Origin of the sequence: Dickeya undicola (assembly GCF_000784735.1) — a bacterium.
Lineage (GTDB): Bacteria > Pseudomonadota > Gammaproteobacteria > Enterobacterales > Enterobacteriaceae > Dickeya > Dickeya undicola.
The window spans coordinates 323727-341872 of the sequence record NZ_JSYG01000004.1; the positions used below are offsets into that span (position 1 = coordinate 323727).

The following is an 18146-nucleotide window of genomic DNA, read 5'->3' on the forward strand; positions in this document are numbered from 1 at the left end:
TGGAAATTAGTGTTCGTTGACCGACGCGGTAAAACCCAGCCGGTTCAGCCGGTCTGCACTCTCCCGATCGGCGCAGACGACATGCAGCGATGACCACTCGCGCCGCTCCTGATAGAACTTGCGCAGCCGGTCAAATTCGCCGGGCACGTGCGCTACCTGACGCAACAAGGCGTCGTCACGGCGCACATCATACACCAGATGCACCAGCCGTTTGAGCTGACGCTCATCCAGTGGCACGGTCAGGGTAACCTCAGACAGTTCCGGTGTCGGCAGCAGCGACGACAGGGCGACCTGTTGCGGTTGACCAATGAAATGGCTCCAGGCTTCGAAAACCTGGGTGGTGCCGCGCGCTTTGCCTTCCAACGTATAACCAGCAATATGCGCGGTGCCGATGTCGACCCGTTCAAGCAGCTCGATGGACAATTCCGGCTCCGGCTCCCATACGTCCAGCACCACGCTGAGGTTTTTGCCGCCTTGCAACGCCGCCAGCAAAGCAGCGTTATCCACCACCGGACCCCGGCAGGCGTTAATCAGGATGGTGCCGTCTTTCAAACGCGCCAGCAGCGCAGCATCCACGCTGTGCCAGGTAGCGTAAGGGCCATCTTTGAGCAGCGGCGTGTGAAACGTCAGCACATCGGCCTGCGCCACTACCTCGTCCAACGACAGGAACGGCCCGCTGTCACCACGATCCGCCCGCGGCGGGTCACACAGCAGCGTGCGCACACCCAGCGCCGTCAGCCGGTCATTGAGACGGGAACCTACGTTGCCCACCCCGATAATGCCGACGGTACGATCCGTCAGATTGAAGCCATCGCGTTCCGCCAACATCAGCAGCGAGGAAAACACATACTCCACCACCGCAATCGCATTACAACCGGGCGCGGCGGAAAAGGCGATGCCCTGTTGGCGCAGAAAGGCTTCATCGACATGATCGGTTCCCGCCGTCGCCGTACCAACAAACTTCACCGCTTTGCCGGTCAGCAGGTCGGCGTTCACTTTGGTGACTGAACGTACCATCAGCGCATCCGCCCCGTTCAGGGCATCCGTCGGAATCGGCCGCCCCGGCACCGCCGTCACCTCGCCCAGACGGCTGAACAGCGTCTGCGCGTAAGGCATATTTTCATCAACTAGGATTTTCACGTTGGCTTTCCTGATAGACCGCTGAGACACCCGCGCCGCAGCGATGAAACGAAGGGCATTATTCTGCCACAAACCGGCACCGGGTAACACTGACGACGGGAACGGCAGACGGGCGGCATTGCGAACCACGCATCACACTCATGGATACGTTTTATCAGGCCGACGGCTCGCCACATGCCGACTCACCAAATGCAATCCGCACCCGCAGACCACCCAGCGCCGGGCTGTCCAGCAACTGAACGCGGGTACGATGCCAGAGGGCAATATCCCTGACCAGAGCCAGCCCCAACCCCGCCCCCGGCAAACCGCCGTGGTTATCCAGCCGGTGAAACGGCCTCATCGCCTGCTCGCGCTCGCCGGGCGGAATACCGGGACCGCTGTCCTCCACCTCCAGGTACTGTGCCTGAACCCGTGCGGTTACCCCCCCGCCCGATGGGGTGTATTTCAGCGCATTATCCAGCAAGTTAGCGCACAACTCTGCCAGCAGTAGCGGTTCACCGCGAATCAGGCAATGCTCATCGCCTTCGTAGCCCAGATCGATTTGTCGGCTACGAGCCTGGGGCAAACGGGAAAAGCAGGCATCCCGTACCAGTTCGGCCAGGTCCACCGTTTGCCAGGTATGTTCTTTGCTGTCCTGTGCTCTCAGGCGTGACAATTGCAGCAGGCGGTCGGTCAGTTGGATGGTGTCGTCCAGTGTGGTGCGCATACCAGTGAGGCTGTCACGCCACTGAGCAGGTTGCGAACTGTTCAACGCCACGTCAACCTGCGTTTTCAGCACCGCCAGCGGCGTTCTGAGCTGATGTGCTGCATCCGCACCAAAACGCTCCTGGCGTTGCACCAATCCGCTCAACCGCCCGATATAACGGTTGAACGCCACCAGTAACGGTTGCATTTCCGACCAGGGTAACAGTGGCGGCAACGGCGTTAAGTCTCCTGGCTCGCGCCGCACCATCACACTGGATAACTGACGTAGCGGCCGCAACAGCTTGCGAAACAACAGCAGCACCAGCAATAGCGCCAACAGGACCAGCGCGCTCTGGCTAATCACCGCCGTCAGCAGTTGCCGGTGTGCGAAAGCCTCGCGGGAACTCAGCGTTTCCGCCACCAGAATCAACACCATGCCCTCCACACTGGATTCATGAACCGGCTGCCACAGTGCCACCACTCGAATAGCCCGCCCGTGATAACGAGCATCATAAAAATGCGCCAGCGCCGGGTAATCACGCGACAGCGGAATACCACGGGGCAGCGGCGGCAGGTCGTCATAACCGGAAAGGGTTTTTCCCTGAGGCGTCACCACCTGATAATAGAGCTGGTCATTCATGTTGCGCTCAAAGCTGTCCAACACCACCCAGGGCACATCCACCGCTAACTGCCCGTTGCGCACCGTCAGCCGTTCAGCCACCGTGCGGGCCGAAGCCAGCAGAGAGCGGTCGTATGCCTGTGTCGCCGCCCCTTGCGCACTGTGATAGTGGCTCCAAACCGACAATGCCCATAGCAGTGCCATCGGCAAGCCGAGATAGCGCATCAGTTGGCCGCGCAGCGAACTAACTTTCGCCATGGTTACACTCCAGGCTGTACCCCAGTCCACGCAGGGTAACGATCATCACATCGCTGCCCGCCAATTTTTTGCGGATACGGTGCACGTACAAATCCAGGCTGTCCGGGCTGGCGTCGTCCGTCAGGGTAAACACCTGCTCATACAGATACTGGCGCGACACCGGGCGGCCACGGCGCTGCATCAACGTATGCAACACCGCCTGCTCCCGCGGCGTCAGTGCCAGCGGTTTTTCCTGCAACAGAAAATAGCCTTCATCGTGCCAACTGAGATCGCCCAGACGCTGCACTTCCTGTACCAGCCCCTGACTGCGCCGCAGCAGCGCGCGTAACCGCGCTTCCAGCTCGGCCAGTTCGAACGGTTTGGTCAGGTAATCATCGGCCCCCAGATTCAGCCCCCTTACCCGGTCCGCCACACTGGTGCGGGCCGTCAGCAGCAGTACCGGCAGATCCTGGCCGCGTTTACGCAAGCGGGCCAGCAACGCCAGTCCATCCATGCGCGGTAACGACACATCCAGCACCACCAGCGCATAGGTTTCCTGCTGCAACAGGTGGTCCGCTGCCACACCATCACCTACCCTATCCACCGCGAACCCGGCCTCACCCAGTGCTTTTTCCAGCCAGTGGGCCAGTTCAGGGTGATCCTCAACCAGTAAAAGTCGCATCGTCGTCAGCCTGTTTCCACATTACTCGTCCCCTTTTGGTAACTATCCGACGGCTATTGTCCCTCAAGATTGCGCTGTTTTTTAAGCGACCCCAATCACATCCTGAACACATTTTCAATAACTGAAAGGTAACTGAAAGACTACAATATTAACAATATAACAACACCCGTTTCGGGGATGACAAACAGGAAGGAATGACAATGAAAAAATACCTCGCCCTTTCTCTCTCGTTGTGCGGATTGTTTACCGTTGCAACATCCACCCAGGCTGCCACACCAACCCGTACCGAATGTATCGCCCCGGCCAAGCCGGGCGGCGGCTTCGACCTGACCTGTAAATTGCTGCAAATCTCGCTGCAGGAAACCGGCACCCTCGATAGCCCGATGCGCGTCACCTACATGCCCGGCGGCGTGGGTGCCGTGGCTTACAACGCCATCGTGGCGCAGCGCCCGGACGAACCCGGCACCGTGGTCGCTTTTTCCGGCGGCTCACTGCTCAATCTGGCGCAGGGCAAATTTGGGCGCTACGGCGTCGATGACGTGAAATGGCTGGCGGCGGTCGGCACCGACTACGGCATGATCGCAGTACGGGCTGACTCGCCTTACCAGACACTGAAAGACTTGCTCACCGCTATGCAGAAAACCCCCAATCAGGTGGTCGTCGGTGCCGGTGCCTCCATCGGTAGTCAGGACTGGATGAAAACCGCAATGCTGGCGCGCCACGCCGGTATCAATCCGCGCGACATGCGCTATGTGGCGTTCGAAGGCGGTGGCGAACCACTGACCGCCATGCTGGGCGGGCACGTGCAGGCGGTTTCCGGCGATATCAGTGAAATGGTGCCGCATTTGCAGGGTGGCAAGATTCGGGTGCTGGCGGTGTTCTCCGACCAACGTCTGCCGGGACAGCTGGCGGATATCCCCACCGCCAAAGAACAGGGAGTCGACCTGGTCTGGCCGGTCATCCGTGGCTTCTACCTTGGCCCCAAAGTCAGCGACGCCAGCTACCAGTGGTGGGAACAAACCTTTAAGAAGATCGCCGCTACCGACGAATTCAAGAAACAGCGCGACCAGCGTGGCCTGTTCGAATTCAACCTGACTGGGCAGGCGCTGGATACCTACGTCAAAAAGCAGGTCGCGGATTACCGCGAACAGGCAAAGCAGTTCGGGCTGGCTAAATAAAGGAGCCCATCATGAGCGATCGTTTGTTTGCCGGGGTCTGGCTGGTGCTATGCCTGATTGGCCTGACCATCGGCTGGGGGATCCAAAGTGAGTACAGCTACGAACCGGTCGGCCCGCGCCCGTTTCCCCTCGCCATTCTGGGATTAATGGCGTTGTGTGCCGTTCTCATGTTGCTGCGTAAACCAGACACCATCGACTGGCCGTCTCCGTTGGTCTTCCAGCGCTTGTCACTGCTGGTCGTGATGCTGGCATTGTATGCCTGGCTGTTTGAATCGCTGGGTTTCCCGCTAACGACCGCTCTGTTGGGTTGCGGCATGGGTATGCTGTTTGGCGCGGTGTGGTGGCTGGCAGCCTTGTCCGGCGCGGTGATGGGCGTATCGCTATTTTACGCGTTCGATAAACTGCTTGATGTCACGTTGCCGATGGGCGCGTGGTTCTAACCGGGAGACAATCTCATGGATACCTGGTCTTTTCTGATGCAGGGATTTGCGGTGGCGATGACGCCGCAAAACCTGATGATTGCGCTGATCGGCTGTTTTATCGGCACCATCGTCGGGCTGCTGCCCGGCCTTGGCCCGATCAACGGCGTCGCGATTCTGATGCCGTTGGCTTTCGCGCTCAAACTGCCCGCAGAGTCTGCACTGATTCTGCTCGCCACCGTTTACCTCGGTTGCGAATACGGCGGGCGCATCTCCTCCATTCTGCTCAATGTGCCGGGAGACGCCGGTGCCATCATGACCGCGCTTGACGGTTACCCGATGGCGCAGCAGGGAAAAGCCGGTGTGGCGCTGTCTATTTCCGCCGTCAGTTCGTTCGTCGGATCGAGCATCGCTATTGCTGGCATTATTCTGTTCGCGCCGTTGCTGGCCAACTGGTCGCTGGCGTTTGGCCCCGCCGAGTATTTTGCTCTGATGGTGTTCGCCATCGCCTGCCTCGGCAGTATGATGAGCCACAACCCGCTGAAGTCCTTTCTGTCGGCGTTGATTGGTCTGTCGATGGCGACCGTCGGCGTCGACGCCAATACCGGCGTCTACCGTTTCACCTTCGATAGTGTGCATTTGTCTGACGGCATCCAGTTCGTGGTGGTGGTGATCGGCCTGTTTTCCGTTAGCGAAATCCTGCTGATGCTGGAACATACCGGCGGTGGGCAAAAGGTCACCAGGGCTACCGGGCGCATGATATTTAATGTCAGGGAAGGCATACAGTGTATCGGGGCGACGCTGCGATCTTCATTGCTGGGATTCTTTGTTGGCATACTGCCGGGTGCCGGGGCGACTATCGCCAGCGCGATGGCCTGGATGACCGAGAAAAAGATCAGCGGTAACAGTGGCAACTTCGGCAACGGTGATATCCGTGGCGTAGCGGCACCGGAAGCGGCCAACAACGCCTCCGCCTGCGGTTCATTCATTCCAATGTTGACGCTGGGCGTTCCCGGCTCCGGCACCACCGCCGTGATGATGGGCGCGTTGACGCTGTACAACATCACGCCGGGCCCCGCCATGTTTACCGAACAGCCGGATATCGTTTGGGGTTTGATCGCCGCCATGCTGATCGGCAACCTGATGCTGTTATTGCTCAATCTTCCCATGATCGGCGTATTCACCCGTATGCTGGCGATTCCGATGTGGTTTCTGGTGCCGACGATCGCCGCCATTTCCGCCGTCGGTGTCTACGCGGTACACAGCACCACCTTCGACCTGCTGCTGATGGTCGGGCTGGGGGTGTTCGGCTACCTGCTGCGCAAAATGCACTTTCCCATGTCACCGCTGATTCTGGGTTTTGTGCTGGGGGAAATGCTGGAGCAAAACCTGCGCCGTGCGTTGTCCATCAGTAACGGGGAGTTATCCATTCTGTGGGACGGGCGTATCAGCCAGACACTGCTGAGCATGGCGGTGCTGATTCTGCTGGTGCCACCGGTTGTGAAATACTGGCGGTGGCGTATTCAACGCCGTTCCGTCCCCCACCCATAACACCCGCATCCGTCACATAAAGCGAGCGCCGCGGATTACACCATCCGCGCGCCGCTTTACCCATCAGAATCAGCGTACTTCACGCCAGTCATATGTTTTTTCGCCTTTTCGTTCGGTTCAACGGAATTTTCGCCTGTTCACGCCCGACGGCTATCGGTAATACCGCACCGTTGTTATGATGCAATAGCGACGATAAGACCAGGTATACTGATGATAGATATGATGGCGATAACTTCATCGGGCTGAGGCGAAATCCCGTCACGCGTCTACGGTAAGGATCACACCATGCAACCGATCAGTAACCCCGGTAACGTTTCCCTGCCGGGAGAAAAATCGCTGGAAACCACGTTGTCGAAAAATTCGGCATCGCCCCAGACGGATGACTCACCGCTTACGCTGGCGCAGCGTACCTCGCTGGAAAAGCTGGTGACGCAGATCTCTACCCTGAGCGGGGCTAAACCGGCGGAAGTTTGGGCAACCTTGCGTGCAGAACTCGGCACGAAAAATAGTGCGGAGTTGCTTGCCAGCCAGTTTCCGGCGGCTGAGCAAAGCTTGCAGAACCGACTGGCGAACGTACAAAGTTCGCAGGATACCCGCCAGTTGCTGCAACAGTTGACCACGCTGTTATCCCAGGGGAATAACCGCCAGGCCGTCAGCGATTTCATCCGCCAACAGTTCGGCCACACGGTGCTGAGTTCACTGACACCGTCGCAGCTAAAGCTGGTGGTGACGCTACTGCAAAACGGCCAGTTGTCTGCCGGGGGGAATACCTCGGCGCTGCCGTTTGGCAATACCGCAACAGGGCAGCCGATTCAGTTTCCACAGACGCCGGGTGCCACCACCATTCCACCGCCGCTGCCGCAAACGACTCAGCAGTTGGCCGCACTATTGCAAGCCGGAGTTATTCCGGACGGTTTAACCGGCAATTCATCATCGGCGGCGACCGCACTGTTGGACCGCGCTCTGCTCCCGGCAGAACACAACCAGCTCAACCAATTGGTATCAAAGCTGGTGGCATTAACTGGTGAATCACCGGGTAAAGTCTGGCAAACGCTGATGGACATGCAGGGCCTGAAAACCGGCGACCCGATTCCGGCGAAGAACTTTCAGGTGTTAAGCCAGTTCCTCAACACCCAAAGTATTCTGTTGCAGCAGCATACTCTGCCCACCCTGCATACGCTGCAGGCGGCGCTGAAGCAGCCGCTTGACCAGCAGGAACAACAACTGTTGCAGGACTTCACCCGCAGCACCCTGAACATCACACCACAAACACCGCTCACGCCGTCGCAAATCAGCGACGTGGTGACGTTCCTCTATCGTCGGCGGCTCCAACAGATACAAGAGGCGTCCACTACGCCGTTGCAGCCGTTTATCAACCCGTTAATCGTCGCGTTGCCGCAGGAATGGCGCTCACTGGTCAACAAACCTATCGGATTGGCGCTGGTGGCAGTCCTGGTGGTGGCTTTGCTGATGTGGGTAGTATTGTGAGCTGAAGTGAGTCGTGCTGTAACGCGCGGGAAATCAGAGTACGCAGCAGAGAAAAGCGGATTGGCAGCCACGAACACGATCGTCAGACAAAAAAATACCGGAGCACGCTCCGGTATTTTTATTCATGCATGATGTGATTACTGCGCGAATTTGCGCATCACCAGCACGGCGTTGGTGCCGCCAAAACCGAAACCGTTAGACATCACGGTAGTCAGTTGACGCTCAGTCGACTCGGTAACGACGTTCATACCTTCCGCCTGCTCGTCCAGCGTTTCAACGTTGATGCTCGGCGCGATGAAACCGTGCTCCAGCATCAGCAGCGTATAGATAGCTTCCTGCACGCCCGCCGCACCCAACGAGTGACCGGTCATCGCTTTGGTGGAAGAGATCGGCGGAACGTTATCACCAAACACCTGACGGATAGCCCACAGTTCTTTCACATCACCCACCGGCGTTGAGGTGCCATGCGTATTGATGTAATCGACCGGGGTATCGACATCCTGCAGCGCCAGCTTCATGCAGCGCACCGCGCCCTCGCCTGACGGAGCCACCATGTCAGCGCCATCGGACGTCGCGCCATAGCCAATCACTTCGGCGTAGATATGCGCGCCGCGCGCCAGCGCGTGCTCCAGCTCTTCCACTACCACCATACCGCCGCCGCCAGCAATCACGAAACCATCGCGATCCGCGTCATAAGTACGGGAAGCGCGTTCCGGCGTCTCGTTGTATTTGGTGGACAGTGCGCCCATCGCGTCAAACTCACACGCCAGTTCCCAGCACAGCTCTTCGCCGCCGCCAGCAAACACGATGTCCTGCTTGCCCATCTGAATCTGCTCAACGGCGTTACCGATACAGTGCGCGGAGGTCGCACAAGCAGAGCTGATGGAGTAGTTCACACCCTGGATTTTAAACGGTGTCGCCAGACAGGCGGAAACCGCAGAACCCATCGCCTTGGTCACGACGTAAGGGCCAACAGCTTTCAGAGCACGCGGGCTGCGCATAGCATCAGCGCCAAACACCTGAGAACGCGCAGAACCGCCGGAACCGGCGATCAAGCCAACACGCGGATTGTGCTGATATTGCTCTTCCGACAGGCCAGAATCCTTGATGGCTTCTTCCATGCTCAGATAAGCGTAAATAGAGGCATCGCTCATGAAACGTACAACCTTACGTTCAATCAGACCCGCCGTATCCAGTTTGACATTGCCCCAGACGTGGCTACGCATACCGGAATCTTTCAGCTCTTCGGAGAAAGTGATGCCAGAACGGCCTTCACGCAGGGATGCCAGCACTTCCTCTTTGTTATTACCGATGCTGGACAGAATACCCAGACCCGTAATCACCGCACGTTTCATTCAATACCTCTTCCGCTTGTAGAGTTTGGATTTAGCTCCGCACTTTAGCGTACAGATGTAAGCTGAACAAGTCCGATCAGACTAACTTTTCTCAAATTTGCGACTTAATAAACCACTCGTTAAAATCGCGCCACCGCCTGAATAATGAGTTAGTTGCCGTGACAAGCCCTTCCATCCAACATGCAGACCTGAACTGGAACGCTCAGGGTACACCTGTATCGCAACAGTTTGATGACGTTTATTTCTCCAATCAGGATGGTCTGGCGGAAACCCGTTACGTCTTTCTTAAGGGCAACGGCTTTCCACAGCGTTTCCTCGATCATCCCGGCCCGGTCTGCACCGTGGCGGAAACCGGCTTTGGCACCGGGCTGAATTTCCTGACGCTGTGGCAGGCGTTCGAACAGTTTCGCCAGCAACAACCGGACGCCGCATTGCAACGGCTGCACTTCATCAGTTTTGAGAAATTTCCGCTGCGTCAGGCGGACCTGGCCGCCGCCCACGCCAGTTGGCCGGAACTGGCCCCCTTCGCCGACGAATTGCGTCAACACTGGCCGCTGGCGCTGCCCGGCTGTCACCGGCTGATTCTGGCGCAGGGGCGCATCACACTGGATCTGTGGTTCGGCGACGTCAACACCCTGCTGCCCACATTGGATAACAGCCTAACCCAGCATATCGACGCCTGGTTTCTCGACGGGTTCGCCCCAGCCAAAAATCCAGACATGTGGACCGAGGCGTTATTTCACGCTATGGCTCGTTTGTGTCGCAGCGGCGGGACGTTCGCAACCTTTACCGCCGCCGGTTTTGTGCGCCGGGGGCTGCAACAGGCGGGATTTGACGTCAGCAAAATCAAGGGATTTGGGCAGAAACGGGAAATGCTGTGCGGCGTGGTATCGCACAGCAGTGAACCACCACACCCGACGCCCTGGTATGCACGGCCTGCGGCTACCCACCCGCAGGATGTGGCGATTGTCGGCGGCGGCATCGCAGCGGTACTGACCGCGCTGGCGCTGCTGCGACGCGGCGCGCAGGTAACGTTGTACTGCGCCGACGACCAGGTGGGACAACGCGCCTCCGGCAATCGTCAGGGCGCGCTTTATCCGCTGCTGAACGACAAGCAGGATGCGTTATCGGGATTTTTCGCCACCGCGTTCGGCTTCGCCCGTCGCTGCTATGACGCCCTCGCCGCGCAAGGTGTAACGTTTGAACACGACTGGTGCGGTGTAAGCCAGCTGGCTTACGATGAGAAAAGCACGCGCAAAATCGCCCAGATACTGGCCGGAAACTGGCCGGAGACGCTGGTGCGAGCGGCGGACGCACCGACCCTGACCAAACAGGTCGGCGTACCGCTACATACCCACGGCCTCACCTACCCGCAGGGCGGCTGGCTGTGCCCGGCCGAGCTGACCGCATCGGCCCTAGCGCTGGCCTGCCAACAGGGGCTTCAGGCGCAATTGTCTACTACGGTCGTGGCACTCGACAACACCGATAGCGGCTGGCAGTTAACGCTGGCGGACGGCCATCAGCGACAACACGCCACGGTGGTGTTGGCTAACGGTCATCAGCTAGCCGACTGGGAACAGACCCGTCATCTGCCCGTCTACGCGGTGCGCGGTCAGGTCAGCCACGTCCCCGACACGCCGTCGCTGTCTGCGCTGCGTCAGGTGCTGTGCTACGATGGCTACCTGACGCCAGCCAGCCCGCATCACCACACGCACTGCATCGGTGCCAGCTATCACCGTGGCGATACAGATACGGATTACCGTGAAACCGATCAACAGCAAAACCGTCAGCGGCTGATTGATTGTCTGCCCGACAGTGACTGGCCCACCGAGGTGGATATCACCGGGCAACAGGCACGTTGCGGCGTGCGCTGCGCGCTCCGCGATCATCTGCCGTTGCTGGGTCAGGTGCCGGATTACCCACAAACACTGGCGTGTTATCAGAGTCTACCGACACAGCTGGCTAACGGGGATGACGTGACCGCGGCCCCATCCTGGCCGAATCTCTATCTGATTGGCGCGTTGGGGTCACGCGGTTTATGCTCTGCACCATTGGCCGCCGAAATACTGGCATCACAGCTGTTTGGCGAACCACTGCCGCTGGACAGCGATACGCTGGCAGCCCTGCACCCCAATCGGTTTTGGGTGAGGAAATTGCTGAAAGGCAAAGCGATATAATTGGATAGTGCACTCAATGCGGCAGCAATTTTATACCAAACAGGATTCAGGAGCGGGTTATGGGAAAACCGTCATCGCGGGAAGAAGTGCAATTTCACCACCTGAAAGATCTGGGCGGGCTGGAAATGTTGCAGGCTCGCTATCATCAACAGCGATTTTCCCGCCATTCGCATGAGAATTTCTGTATCGGTGTGATTGAGGAAGGCGCGCAGCGTTTCTATCGCACCGGTGGTGAGCACGTCGCCCCCACTGGCGATATCATTCTGGTCAATGCCGATGAAGTTCATACCGGCCACGCCGAGGTCGCCAGCGGCTGGTCCTATCGTGCCATCTATCCTTCGCCGGACTTGTTATGCCACCTGTCGCGCGATCTGCGCGTGCCGCAAGGCGCTACGCCGTGGTTTCCTGATGCGGTCTTGCATGACCCCGGTTTGTCGGCGCAACTGCGGCTGGCTTTCACCCTATTGCCGCAGGCAGGCAATAGCCTGTTGAAAGAAACCCTGCTGTTTTCGTCATTGAGCTGGCTGATGATGCGCTACAGCAAAACCCGCGCCGACGGGCGGACCTTGCCAGCGGCAAGCCAGTCCATTCTGCGGGCGAAAGCGTGGCTTGACGAATGTCCAGAGCAGGATATCAGCCTGCTGCAACTGGCGGAGGCCGCTGGCCTTAGCCCGTGGCATTTTCTCAGGCAATTCAAAGCACTGCTGGGCATGACGCCCCATGCTTATCTGGTTCAGGCTCGCCTGCGTCAGGCGCGCTCGCTGCTGATAAACGGTATTAGCCTGTCTGACACCGCATCCCAGTGCGGATTCTCTGATCAGAGCCACTTCAATCGCCATTTCAAACGCACGATGGGCATCACACCGGGTGAGTTTGTCCGTACCCTGAAGTAATCAGACAGCAGGCAATTTCTTTCAATACCGCCGCCATTCTCCCGTCTATGCTTCCGGCTTATTCGCTGAATGAAGAGAATTGTGGTTATGTCTTTTTCACCTTTCACCGCCCTATCACGACGATATCCGTCGGATTCGGCATCCAGCCGATTTCTTAGCGGTGCCGTCGCTACTCTGCCCCTGTGTGTGGCGGTTATTCCCTGGGGGATTCTGGCAGGCTCAATGGCGGTGCAGGCTGGGCTGAGCTTCTGGCAAGCGGTGGGGATGTCGGCCATTATCTTCGCCGGTGCAGCACAGTTGGTGACGCTGAGCCTGTTGATGTCGGGGAGCAGCGTCATGACCATCTTACTGACCGTCATGGTGATCACCGCCCAGCACCTGATTTATGGCTTAACGTTACGCCCCACTATCGCCCCATTAAAAGCGCGTTATCGTCTGTTGCTCGGTTTTTTGCTGACCGATGAGTTATTCGCGCTGGCGATAGCCGCAAAGACAAAGCTGACCACCGCTTACCTACTCGGTGCCGGGATAACGTTTTATCTGTGCTGGGTGGTATGCAGTCTGGCGGGCGTGCTGATGGCTCGGGCCATTCCCGATCTCGACAACTACCATCTGGATTTTTCTATCGTCGCCACCTTTATCACGCTGGTGGTGCCGATGGTCAAACGCCTGCCTGTGCTGGTCGGGACGCTGTTTTCACTGTTGATGTCGATGCTGCTGGCTTACTGGCACATTGAAGGTGCCATCATGATAGCGGGCCTCGGCGGCATGGCCGTTTCGGTTCTGATGGCGCGGCTGAACGGAGAAACATCATGAGTTGGGGATTATTACTGCTACTGGCGCTGGTTGTGTTTACTTACCGCTACGTGTTTCTGGAACCCGGCGTTCCCGTCAGGCTACCTGCACTGTTCCGGCAAGCGCTTAACTACTCTGCACCTTGTTTGCTGACGGCCATTTGCGGGCCGGTTGTTCTGTTGCATCACGAAACGCTGCGCCCTTTTCCGGATAACCCCTATTTGTGGGGCGCGGTGGCTAGCGTGGCGATTGCCTTGCTGGTTCGCCACACCATGCTGGCGGTAATGGCGAGTCTGGGCGTGTTTTATGCGCTCTGTTTCTGGCTGCAATAGCCCACGTTGAAAAATAGGGAACAGGGATGGCCGAGTGAGCGCCATCCCTTTATCCGACAAACAGTTACAACACTTATCCAAAAAACAATTACAACACGGTCAATGTCACATCGATATTGCCGCGCGTAGCGTTGGAATAGGGGCAAACCTGATGCGCTTTTTCCACCAACGCCTGAGCCTGCGCCTTGTCCATGCCGGGAATGGTAATGCGCAGTTCAACTTCGATACCGAAACCGTCACCGGATGGACCAATGCCTACAAGGCCTTCAATCACTGTGGCGGAGGGAACCAACACCTTCTCTTTAGAGGCCACCAGTTTCAGCGCGCCGGTAAAACAGGCCGCGTAACCGGCGGCAAACAGTTGCTCGGGGTTGGTGCCGGAACCGCCAAGGCCGCCCAGCTCGCGCGGTGTGGTCAGTTTCAGATCGAGGTGATTATCATCGGAAACCGCGTGTCCATCCCGCCCGCCGGTCACCGAAGCCTGGGCACGATAAAGTACTTTCTCAACAGCCATAGTTGTAACTCCCTTTTAAGACAAGATAACCGTTCTGAGATCAGTAAAGACCGTCAGGCCTGAGTTGACTCCAGACGCTGTGCTTTCTGTAGGCTCGGGATATCAGCAATACGTTGCGAATAGCGAAGAATATGGGGGTACTGCTGCCCCAGATTAAAGCGCTCCGTAACCAGCTTCACCACGAACCCCAGCATAAAGTCCGCACCGGTCAGGCGCTGCCCGACAATAAACTCGCGCGAAGCCAGGTAGTCGTTCAAATAGGAAAACACTTTTTTGAACTCCACCTCGGCATAGTCGTCCAGAAAATTCAGCGTCTGACCGGTATTCTTCTCAAACTGATTAAAGACTTTCAGTAATACCGGCAGCATGGCCGAACTTTCCGCAAAGTGAATCCATTGCAGATAGTCGGCATAACTCGCATCCTGCTCATCGGGTGCCAGTTGCGGTGCGTATTTACCGATAATGTACTCAACAATCGCGCCGGACTCGGCAATCACCTTGCCGTCAATCTCCACCACCGGCGATTTCCCCAGCGGATGGATAGCCTTGAGCGCCTCGGGTGCCAGTTGCGTCTGCGGATTACGCTGGTAGCAGATCAGCTCATAGGGAAGCTGCGCCTCTTCCAGCAACCAGAGAATACGCATGGAACGCGAATCATTCAGATGATGCAATCGTATGGTCATTCTGCCTGTTTCCTGTATCCGCCGATTAGGCCAGCTGTTTCAACAACGCCTTGGCAACCGCTTCTGAGCTGGCCGGGTTCTGCCCGGTGACGAGCTTACCGTCTTCGACGACGTAAGGGTGCCAGTCGGGGCCTTTGGAATACAGCCCGCCCAGTTTCTGGAACTCGTCTTCAATCAAAAACGGCACCACATCCGTCAACTCTACTGTTGCTTCTTCCGTGTTGGTAAACCCGGTAACCCGACGACCTTTGATCAGCGGCTCGCCATTGGCGGCTTTGACATGGCGCAAGGCACCGGGAGCATGGCATACAAAACCGATGGGTTTTCCGGCACGTTCAAAGGCTTCGATCAACGCAATGGAAACCGGCGATTCCGCCAAATCCCACAGCGGACCATGGCCACCCGGATAAAACACCGTGTCGAAATCGTCCATGCGCACGCTGTCCAGTTTGGCTGTGGAAGCCAGCGCTTGCTGTGCTGCCGGGTCGGCCTTGAAGCGATGGGTCAGTTCGGTCTGGAATTCCGGCAAATCGCTTTTCGGGTCCAGCGGTGGCTGTCCGCCCGCTGGCGACACCAGTACCACATCAGCACCAGCATCTTTAAAGGTGTAATAAGGGGCGGCGAACTCTTCAAGCCAAAACCCGGTTTTCTTGCCTGTGTTTCCCAGCGCGTCGTGAGACGTCAATACCATCAGTACTTTCATCATCCTTCTCCTTCACTCACTTATTCAGTATTCAGTATTCAGTATTCAGTATTCAGTCTATCTTTCTCAGCCTTGCAAAAAGGCTTCAAGCTGAGACACTTTATCGCTATAGGGTGCCCGCAAACGCAGGTTGGATGCACCCTCTTCATCCTGAACCACCACCGCTTTGGCGTGGCTAAAGCGGCGGAAACCATGAATGCCGTGGTAAGCCCCCATGCCGGAAGCCCCTACCCCGCCAAACGGCAGTGCATCAATACTGGCGTGCGTCATCACATCATTGATAACCAGTGCGCCTGACGTGGTCTGTTCAGCGAACGCGGCTTGCCGTGCCGACTGCTGACCAAAGTAATACGCCGCCAGCGGGCGGGGATGCGCGTTGATGTACGCCACCGCCTCCTCCTGCGAATGGCAGGTGCGTACCGGTAACAGTGGTCCGAAGATCTCCTCCTGCATAATCTGCATCTCATCGGTGACATTCAGCACCAGATGCGGTGCGATCTTGCGGGAAACCGCATCAACATCCGGCTCGCCCTGAGGTGCCAGGCTCACCAGTGTCGCCCCGTGTTTTTCCGCATCCTTCAGCAGGCCAACCAGGCGCTCATAGTGTCGCGGCGTAATGATCGACGTATAGTCAGGGTTGCTCTGAAGCGTCGGGAATGCCTGAGCCATAAACGCTTTGCTGGCCTGAACAAAGGCATCAACCTGCTCTTCCGGCAGCATGACGTAATCAGGGGAAAGGCAGATCTGACCGGCATTAAAGGTCTTCACGGTCAGGGTGCGCTGTGCCGCCAGGCTAACATCCGCATCACGGTCGATGACCACCGGCGATTTCCCCCCCAGTTCCAGTGTAACGGGCACCAGATTATCGGCTGCGGCACGCATCACATGGCGACCAACGGTAGAACTGCCGGTAAAGACCAAATGGTCAAAAGGCAGGCTGCTGAACGCCTCACCAATCGATGCATCCCCCAGCACCACCTCCAACTCCAGCGGGTCAAAGTAACGCGCGATCAGTTCCGCCAGCAATTCCGAGGTGGCGGGCGTCAGTTCCGAAGGCTTCAGCATTGCGGTATTGCCTGCGGCAAACACGCCAGCCAGCGGAGCAAATGCCAGATTGATGGGGAAATTCCACGGGCTTATCACCCCAACCACGCCCAGCGGCTGCTGTTGTATCCAGGACTGCATCCCCGGCACGGGGCTGTCGACGAATTCCGGTTTCATCCATTGCGCTACGTACTCTGCGGAATGTTCGAGCGTTTTTACCGTCGTCGCCATATCCGCTACCAGCGACTGATAACGGCTACGATGACCAAAATCCGTATCCATCGCTTTGCTGAGTGACGAGTAATTCTCCCGAATCAGACGCGCACTGCGTAACAACCTGTCGCGACGCAGCGCAGCATCAGCCGGGCCATTCGCGATATGGGCATTCTTCATGGTCTGCAATATTGCTTTTAAATCGTTGTTCGTTTGCGCTGAAGGCATGGGAGTAAATCCTTAATAATCGTGTGATGTCTTTGCTTCCCGCCAACGGGAAAACAAAACGCGCGTATCCATTAAGCTCACGGTGACTGGAATCGCGGTTGGCGGATGTATCCGCTCAAACCGTCACGATGGAGTGCGATCCCTTCGCTTGCCGCCTGGCTCTGATATAAATTTTCCTTTACTTCCTGCAAACCACCTTTCGAACAAAAGGTAGTTATGTTTTGATAGGGCGCACTTTACCGGCATTAATCCATTATGACCAACTAGCATAGTTAGGCATTGGTATAAAAAAATTTATAGGTGATGTATGTCTCTTGTTCGGTTGAGAACCTTTGTTGAGGTATATCGACAACGCTCTATCAGCGGAGCTGCACGCACGCTTAACCTGACGCAGCCTGCGGTATCGCAGCATATCGCGGGGTTGGAAATGTCGATCGGGCGGCCGCTGTTTGAGCGGCAAACGCGGGGCGTCATCCCCACATCGGTGGCCGATGAACTGGCGGCGGATATTGGCGACCGGCTGGATGAGGCAGAAAACGCGCTGGCCTCGGTGAAAGCACGTTCACTGGAACTGGCTGGTGCATTACAAATCATTGGTCATGCGGATTTTCTGGCTGAGGTTGTCGCCAAACAATTGCTGCCGCTGCTGGAAGTGGGGGTCCGTGTCCGGATGCAAACCGGGGATTACGACGCGATTACCCAAAGCTTGATTGAAGGGTACTGCGACCTGGGGATCTCGGCGGCCCCCTCGCATGACACCCGGTTAAAAAGCGAGCTGATGCTGACTGACGAAGTGATGGCGGTTGCTTCGCCCCAGGTCGTCACCCGACTGATGAACACACCCGATACACTGGCCGCGATGCAAACCGAACCGGTGCTGGCCTATAGCCTGACGCTCCCGCTTATCGATAACTGGTTTACGGCGAACCGGGTGCAGGCCCCCGTGATTCTTCCTGCTATGGTCGGGCAAGATCTACGCGCCTTATGCAGCTTACTGTGTCAGGGATTTGGCTGGAGCGCCCTGCCTGCGTATTTATGCACACCGTATATTGAGCGGGGAGAATTGCGCGAAATTCCTGCCCCCATAGCGCGGGCCAGCCGAAGTTACTATTTACTCTGGCAACCCAGCGCGCTGCGTCAGCCGCGCGTCGCCCATGCCAGACAAGCCTTGCTGTTTCGGTTAAGACAAAAACACGGGCTGTAGATTTATC

Annotated in this window: 17 protein-coding genes; 9 read left to right on the top strand and 8 right to left on the bottom strand. The window is 57.5% G+C overall.

All coding sequences use genetic code 11. From position 1 onward, the window contains the following. Positions 1–6 precede the first annotated feature (6 nt). The 3 genes from pdxB to tctD form a co-directional block, all read right to left on the bottom strand. Positions 7–1140: a 4-phosphoerythronate dehydrogenase PdxB gene (pdxB, locus tag OB87_RS02300; RefSeq protein ID WP_033567977.1), complete on the bottom strand. Its 1134-nt coding sequence runs from the start codon at positions 1138–1140 to the stop codon at positions 7–9. A 154-nt stretch (positions 1141–1294) separates the two neighbouring features. Beyond that, entirely contained in the window at positions 1295–2701 is a 1407-nt protein-coding gene (locus tag OB87_RS02305; RefSeq protein WP_033567800.1) for a sensor histidine kinase, read from the bottom strand. Next, the gene (gene tctD, locus OB87_RS02310) at positions 2688–3362 is read right to left on the bottom strand and encodes a transcriptional regulator TctD (protein WP_033567801.1); all 675 of its coding nucleotides are present in this window, start codon (positions 3360–3362) and stop codon (positions 2688–2690) included. The genes OB87_RS02305 and tctD overlap by 14 nt, the downstream gene beginning before the upstream one ends. 194 nt (positions 3363–3556) lie before the next feature. Here tctD and OB87_RS02315 point away from each other — a divergent pair, with 194 nt between their 5' ends. From OB87_RS02315 to flk, 4 genes are all read left to right on the top strand, one after another. Continuing rightward, a complete protein-coding gene (locus OB87_RS02315) occupies positions 3557–4540 on the top strand; it encodes a Bug family tripartite tricarboxylate transporter substrate binding protein (RefSeq protein WP_395856331.1) in 984 nt (327 codons plus the stop codon). Positions 4541–4551: 11 nt separating this feature from the next. Continuing rightward, positions 4552–4980 (top strand): tripartite tricarboxylate transporter TctB family protein, encoded by a 429-nt coding sequence (locus tag OB87_RS02320; protein WP_033567803.1) that lies wholly within the window; start codon positions 4552–4554, stop codon positions 4978–4980. 15 nt (positions 4981–4995) lie between these two features. Next, positions 4996–6510: a tripartite tricarboxylate transporter permease gene (locus tag OB87_RS02325; RefSeq protein WP_033567804.1), complete on the top strand. Its 1515-nt coding sequence runs from the start codon at positions 4996–4998 to the stop codon at positions 6508–6510. 285 nt (positions 6511–6795) lie between these two features. Continuing rightward, complete coding sequence (gene flk, locus OB87_RS02330) at positions 6796–7998, top strand: flagella biosynthesis regulator Flk (protein WP_033567805.1); 1203 nt, start codon at positions 6796–6798, stop codon at positions 7996–7998. A gap of 137 nt (positions 7999–8135) precedes the next feature. Here the strand turns inward: flk and fabB are convergent, their stop codons facing one another. Then, positions 8136–9353 carry a beta-ketoacyl-ACP synthase I gene (fabB, locus tag OB87_RS02335; protein WP_033567806.1) on the bottom strand — a complete coding sequence of 406 codons (1218 nt, stop codon included), beginning with the start codon at positions 9351–9353 and terminating at the stop codon, positions 8136–8138. 158 nt (positions 9354–9511) lie between these two features. On the opposite strand from fabB, the gene mnmC reads away from it, so the two are divergent. The 4 genes from mnmC (at position 9512) to OB87_RS02355 (ending at position 13550) form a co-directional block, all read left to right on the top strand. Further along, positions 9512–11530 carry a bifunctional tRNA (5-methylaminomethyl-2-thiouridine)(34)-methyltransferase MnmD/FAD-dependent 5-carboxymethylaminomethyl-2-thiouridine(34) oxidoreductase MnmC gene (gene mnmC / locus OB87_RS02340; RefSeq protein WP_033567807.1) on the top strand — a complete coding sequence of 673 codons (2019 nt, stop codon included), beginning with the start codon at positions 9512–9514 and terminating at the stop codon, positions 11528–11530. A gap of 59 nt (positions 11531–11589) precedes the next feature. After that, on the top strand, positions 11590–12423 hold the full coding sequence (locus OB87_RS02345; protein ID WP_033567808.1) for an AraC family transcriptional regulator: 834 nt from the start codon (positions 11590–11592) through the stop codon (positions 12421–12423). Between the two features lie 87 nt (positions 12424–12510). Then, positions 12511–13239 carry an AzlC family ABC transporter permease gene (locus OB87_RS02350; protein ID WP_081977332.1) on the top strand — a complete coding sequence of 243 codons (729 nt, stop codon included), beginning with the start codon at positions 12511–12513 and terminating at the stop codon, positions 13237–13239. After that, positions 13236–13550 carry an AzlD domain-containing protein gene (locus OB87_RS02355; protein WP_033567809.1) on the top strand — a complete coding sequence of 105 codons (315 nt, stop codon included), beginning with the start codon at positions 13236–13238 and terminating at the stop codon, positions 13548–13550. Before OB87_RS02350 ends, OB87_RS02355 begins: the two co-directional genes overlap by 4 nt. 88 nt (positions 13551–13638) lie before the next feature. Here the strand turns inward: OB87_RS02355 and OB87_RS02360 are convergent, their stop codons facing one another. The 4 genes from OB87_RS02360 to OB87_RS02375 form a co-directional block, all read right to left on the bottom strand. Next, on the bottom strand, positions 13639–14064 hold the full coding sequence (locus OB87_RS02360) for an organic hydroperoxide resistance protein (protein WP_033567810.1): 426 nt from the start codon (positions 14062–14064) through the stop codon (positions 13639–13641). 53 nt (positions 14065–14117) lie between these two features. After that, entirely contained in the window at positions 14118–14747 is a 630-nt protein-coding gene (locus OB87_RS02365) for a glutathione S-transferase family protein (protein ID WP_033567811.1), read from the bottom strand. A gap of 25 nt (positions 14748–14772) precedes the next feature. Further along, a complete protein-coding gene (locus tag OB87_RS02370; protein WP_033567812.1) occupies positions 14773–15450 on the bottom strand; it encodes a type 1 glutamine amidotransferase domain-containing protein in 678 nt (225 codons plus the stop codon). A gap of 66 nt (positions 15451–15516) precedes the next feature. Then, positions 15517–16935, bottom strand: a complete 1419-nt coding sequence (locus OB87_RS02375; RefSeq protein WP_033567813.1) for a coniferyl aldehyde dehydrogenase — start codon at positions 16933–16935, stop codon at positions 15517–15519. Between the two features lie 307 nt (positions 16936–17242). Between OB87_RS02375 and OB87_RS02380 the strand changes: the two genes are divergently transcribed. Further along, positions 17243–18139: a LysR family transcriptional regulator gene (locus OB87_RS02380; RefSeq protein WP_033567814.1), complete on the top strand. Its 897-nt coding sequence runs from the start codon at positions 17243–17245 to the stop codon at positions 18137–18139. Positions 18140–18146 lie beyond the last annotated feature (7 nt).